This window comes from Patescibacteria group bacterium, from assembly GCA_041665345.1.
Taxonomy (GTDB): Bacteria; Patescibacteriota; Patescibacteriia; order PEXW01; family PEXW01; genus JBAYJA01.
The window spans coordinates 1-5,275 of record JBAYJA010000007.1 but is presented as its reverse complement, the minus strand read 5'-3'; the positions used below and the strand labels follow the sequence as shown (position 1 = coordinate 5,275).

General features: G+C 49.0%; 8 protein-coding genes. All 8 read left to right on the top strand.

Annotated elements, in window-relative coordinates; all coding sequences use genetic code 11:
• Nucleotides 1-181: SRPBCC domain-containing protein (locus tag WCV85_06820; GenBank protein ID MFA6474549.1), on the top strand; the 181-nt coding region annotated here is incomplete at its 5' end.
• 5 nt (nucleotides 182-186) lie between these two features.
• Nucleotides 187-585 carry an NUDIX hydrolase gene (locus WCV85_06815; protein MFA6474548.1) on the top strand — a complete coding sequence of 133 codons (399 nt, stop codon included), beginning with the start codon at nucleotides 187-189 and terminating at the stop codon, nucleotides 583-585.
• Nucleotides 586-614: 29 nt separating this feature from the next.
• A complete protein-coding gene (locus WCV85_06810) occupies nucleotides 615-1,022 on the top strand; it encodes a hypothetical protein (protein MFA6474547.1) in 408 nt (135 codons plus the stop codon).
• A gap of 141 nt (nucleotides 1,023-1,163) precedes the next feature.
• Entirely contained in the window at nucleotides 1,164-2,087 is a 924-nt protein-coding gene (locus WCV85_06805; protein ID MFA6474546.1) for a hypothetical protein, read from the top strand.
• Nucleotides 2,088-2,178: 91 nt separating this feature from the next.
• A complete protein-coding gene (locus WCV85_06800; GenBank protein ID MFA6474545.1) occupies nucleotides 2,179-2,514 on the top strand; it encodes a hypothetical protein in 336 nt (111 codons plus the stop codon).
• Between the two features lie 2 nt (nucleotides 2,515-2,516).
• Entirely contained in the window at nucleotides 2,517-3,452 is a 936-nt protein-coding gene (locus tag WCV85_06795; protein ID MFA6474544.1) for a family 43 glycosylhydrolase, read from the top strand.
• Nucleotides 3,453-3,647: 195 nt separating this feature from the next.
• Complete coding sequence (locus WCV85_06790; GenBank protein ID MFA6474543.1) at nucleotides 3,648-4,187, top strand: transposase; 540 nt, start codon at nucleotides 3,648-3,650, stop codon at nucleotides 4,185-4,187.
• A 146-nt stretch (nucleotides 4,188-4,333) separates the two neighbouring features.
• On the top strand, nucleotides 4,334-5,206 hold the full coding sequence (locus WCV85_06785) for a VIT1/CCC1 transporter family protein (GenBank protein MFA6474542.1): 873 nt from the start codon (nucleotides 4,334-4,336) through the stop codon (nucleotides 5,204-5,206).
• The last annotated feature ends 69 nt before the right edge of the window (nucleotides 5,207-5,275 follow it).

Below are 5,275 nucleotides of genomic sequence, written 5' to 3'. Positions count from 1 at the left end.
AGAAGGGGTACGGGAAAAAGAGTGGACTGGTGGAATGGAAAGCTATTCGCTTGGGGAAAAAGATGGCGTTACCACTTTGACGGTCGCAACCGATGTCCCACCCGAACAGGTAGAAACGTTTCAAATCAGGTTTTCCAAAGCTTTGGAGCGGGTAAAAATCTTAGCGGAGAAAAAAGCATAAACCATATGGAAAACCAAGCAGATATGCAATTCCAAATCTCCGTAAAAGGACTTTTCGCGAATGCAGAGGGGAAATTGCTCATGATGCAAGAAGACAACGGCAGGTGGGACTTCCCCGGCGGGAGGATACAAAAAGGTGAAGACCTCATTGATTGCCTAAAAAGAGAATGCCTAGAAGAAACAGGCCTGCAATGCAAAGTTGTAGAAACGCAGCCGTCCATTGTGTACTCGGCTATCGATCAGGAAGGCCGGGCCCGACTCATGGTGTTCTTCAAAATCCACTTTGACTCACTTGATTTCAAGCCTTCCGAGGAGTGCACGGCTATAGACTTTTACAGCAAAGCTGAAATTGCAAAGTTGCCGAGCTGTCCCCAGTTGCAGAAGTTGCCTAATTTCCTGGGCTGACTTGTGGTGCACTAGAACGACGCATCTCTATGGAGAAGAAGATATACGTTGACCCACGGCACGCTGAAGAAGCTTTTGATCTCGATTTTTGGCGCGATAATAAAAAATTGTGGAATTTAGAAATTCCCACAGAAGAAATGGATATTCGTGAATTACGTTGGATATTGGAGGTACCATTCTGGGAGGATACTGATGGAAATATTACCATTGTTCCAACCGATGTTTTAAAAAATCTAGATGCCTACCCAGAACACCGTGATCGTATACTCCAAGCAGATACGTCTTTTCCAATTCACATCATGCCAAATAGAAATGGTAAGTGGTTGACCTTAGACGGCCTACACCGCCTGGCGAAGCTGGTACTGAACGGGGCTACGAAAATACGAGTAAAGAAGGTTACGCGCGAACAAGTAGAAAAAACCAAACGAGACGGCTAACGCTTGGTTCACTAGTCAGAATCAATCTTTAAGGTTTGCCCCAACCACCTAGGCTTGACTTGTAAGCCTCTTTTTGCTAAGTTCGAATACTCAACAAACAGTAAAATATAGAAAACCGATACATTCCAAATTGGAGGTACAGTGTACAAAATTATTCGTTGTGGAGCTAGATATGACCTCGTCATTGTGGTCACACCTGCAGATGCGAATCCAGAGACTCAAGACGCGAAGTACTACCGTGCTGCCACCTGGGATGTCGGTGGACCGGATAGCGAAAAACTGCATGAAATTGATGCCGCATTTGCCATGACGTACTTTAGTGGTCAGGCTGACGGCCTTGGATTTGAATGCGCCCCACCGTTTACATTTGGATCCCTCGCAGAAGTCCAGCAGTTTATCTCGGAACGGCGGACTCTGGGTGTTCCGTCACGCACCCAAGAGGAATTTCGGAGAATTGTAAAAACTCTGTACATCCCGAAATTTCCTTACCATAACTTCCCTCACGCCGCGAACGTTTACCAGGAGACGCTTGATATTATTCAGCGATGTCAGGCAGAAAATGTGCCGGTAAATAAAATTGTCGTATACTTTTCTGCGCTTGGTCATGATCTCGGCTACGGTCTCAATCATCGGGCTCTCGGGTATCCAACAAAGGAAGCGTTAGCAGCGGATTGGACCGGCCGAATAATGTTCTACCTTGGCATTGATCCGGAAATTATCCTGCTCACGAAGGGTGCCATTCAGGGGACGCAAAAAGACGCTGCGGTTCTCACGAATGAGGCGAAAATACTGCGTGCTGCAGACCTGGCTGAATTGGCCAAAGACTTGCCAACTTTCGTTCGCAATAACCGCTTGCTGAAAGAGGAATGGGAACTTCTCAACGGCAAAAAAATCTCCTGGCCTGACTGGAAAACGCAAACCAAAAAGATCGTCGAGTTCTTCCTTAGCCAGGATATCCGCCTGACGTCTTACCACGACGACCAAAAAGGCAACAGCCGATTTCACGTTGCTGCCAGAAAAATTCTGGACGAGTACATGGTGCTCCCGGAATCTGCACTTTTGTAAATCTCTCATATCATTTCTCATTACCCGGCCTTTCTCCCAAAGGCCGGTTTTTCTTTTTGGATAAAATCCATACTGCCGGTAGAATGAAGCTATGCACAAAGACTTTGGTCTCTTTTTCTGGCTCCACATTCTGGCACTTATCCCTGCCTACCTCTCACCGCTGCTTGTGGACTGGTGGGTCATTATCATTGGTGTGCTTGCCCTGCAAATTCAGCACTACGCTATTGGTGGCTGCGTCCTCACCCACCTGGAAATGGGGAAGGACAAAAATGAGACATTCATCTGGTACTACCTCCGGAAGATCTACCCCGACCTCAGTGCCCAGAGAACGAAAATCGTCATTCGATTTGTGGTGCCAGGAGTGCTGCTGGTTATTGCCCTGATCTTACAAATAGAACTCCATTACAAACCGCTTATCCACTTTTAACTATGCCACCCTTTTTCAACCCCACGGGCTACAATTTCCAAGACTTTGACCTTCTCGTCGATGGTGATACGCTCTACGCCGTGCACATGAAGAAGGCGCCGTATCCCACGGCTGGAGGTGGAGAAAAGCCAGTCAATACCTACGGCTTAGCCAAGACAACCGACGGATTACATTGGGAGGCGGTGGGCGACATTCTCTTACCTGGCGCGGCCGGGAGCTGGGAGGAAAGCCTGTGGGCGGGCGGGATTACCAAACGTGATAATCAGTTCATTATTTACTACAGCGCAATTAAAAAGCAGGAGCGGCAAGCTTCGTGCCAGTTTGGTAAAGCGTATTCGGCTAACCTTATGCATTGGGAGAAAGACCCGGCCAATCCTCGCTTGGGTTTTGATCCGAGCAACGCATACTACTCCACGGAGCCGCTACTGGCTTTCCGCGATCCCTTCCCTTTTTCCTACCAGGACCGGAACTACATACTCTTCAGCGCAAAGGACAAAGCCCAACCCGCTGGGCAACAGGGCTGCGTGGGCATCGTTGAAGAATTAGAAGATGGGACATTTGCCTGGATGCCCCCGCTGTTCTCACCAGGTGAGTACTTTGACGGACTGGAATGCCCGGCGCTCTACGAAATCCAAGGTCGCTGGTACTTGCTGTACGGGCAGGATGGGGAAAGCGGCGGCAAGGCGTTCCGGTATGCTATTGCCGATTCACCGTTTGGGCCGTTCACGACCTTTTCAGACAACCAGCTCTTTTCTACAAATAATTACGGCTGCCGGATTGTCCAATTCCAAGGCCGAACGCTCCTCTACCACTGGTTTATGGATTACCCAGACGGGATGGTTCGCTCGCGCCTGGCACCGCCAAAAGTTGTGCAGGTGATAAATGGTGCCCCAACGCTGGTGGAGGATGGCCGGTTATCTCTTTCTGACTACGAGTAATCACGCCATCTCATTCACTTCATAGCCACTTGAGTGGCGTTGCTTCGTTCCTTCATAGCGACTTCAGTCGCGTTCCCCGTCAATACTCCTTCGCCCATGCACGAGCAGCCCGACTAAAGTCGGTTAGAAATACTATAAGCACCCTTCTAGACTCCTAACATTTCTTCTTAGCCACTTCAGTGGCGTTTACCAGCCATGTCCCGTTACTTTCTTGACGATTCATACTACTTCATTACTATCCCAACCTTTCAAAGAAAGGTACTTTTTACTGACTCCCAGAAGAAACACCTTATTCTCCAAAAAATACATGAAGCTATTAAGAAATTTTCTGTGAAAGAAGTTGACTATGGTATTTTACAAAATCATTACCACATCGTTGCGCTAATGCAAGATGGTAAAGTCATTCCAAAATTTCTTCAGCATATCAATGGCGGCACTTCGTACGCCTACCAAAAGATATATGGTCCGCTGCCAGACTCTGCAATGTGGGATGAATACCACGTCTACGTAGCAGAGAAGGATGAGGTTCTTGCGAAAATTCGGGGATACGTGATGGGTAATCCACTGAAGCATGGTGAGGTAAAATCTCTCCAGGCACTCATGACGTATCCTTTTTCAAGTTACAATCAGTCTACTAATAAATACGGCCAGAAAATGGTTGACGAGTGGATTCGATCCGTCATTGCTCTAGATGAAGATACATTCTTTTCGCAATTGAACAAACTGCCCGACTAAAGTCGGTTAGAAATTTGGAAGTGCAATACTACTTCACCACCTCTTTCCTCCTGCTTTTCTTCATAGCCACTTCAGTGGCGTTCCCCCTTCATGATGCTCCATTTATTCACCGGCCACCCGACTAAAGTCGGTTAGAAGAATATACTATGCCCCTCTCGCCCGCCACCCTCACCCTCATCCGTTCGGCACAGCAGAATGAAGTAACGGAAGCGGAAATCTACCGACAGCTAGCACAGGTAACAACCCACCCGGGCAACCGTGACGTGCTGGAACGCATCGCGGCGGAAGAAATGAAACACGCCGCATACTGGGCCACGTTGAGCAACGTCACGCTCACCCCCAAGCGCAGCACGGTTCGTAAGTACGTATGGATTGCAAAGCTGCTGGGTCTAACTTTTGGCATTAAGCTCATGGAGCGCGGCGAGAAAACAGCGCAGGTGAACTACGAAGCCATGGCCACTGACTTTCCGGAAGCGCGGAACATTCAGGCGGATGAAGAGCGCCACGAGCAACAGCTGATTGCCCTCATTGATGAGCAAAAGCTGGCGTACATTGGTTCGATTGTGTTGGGATTGAGCGATGCGCTGGTGGAACTCACTGGCGCACTCGCTGGATTCACCTTGGCACTTCGGCAACCCAAGCTCATTGCGGCCGTTGGACTCATTACCGGCCTTGCTGCCTCCATGTCCATGGCCGCCTCAGAGTACTTATCCACCAAGTCTGAGGGGCACGGCAAGCACCCAACCCGCGCAGCCTTCTACACTGGCTCTGCCTACGTGGGCACGGTTGTGCTGCTCATTCTTCCCTTCCTTATTCTAACGAATGTCTTTCTCTCGCTCGCAATTAGTTTAGGTCTGGCAGCCATAATCATCGCAGCATTCACGTCATACACGGCTGTGGCCCAAGACTTGCCGTTTGGTAAACGCTTCTGGGAAATGGCCGGCTTGAGCTTTGGTGTGGCCGCCGTCTCCTTTGGCATTGGCTACGTCATTCGGGGATTGTTTGGGGTGGATGTGTAAACGCCGCATGCCTCCTTACTATCGTACGCAAAGAGTGGTATAGTTTGGGCGGTGGGCGTTTCATCATTT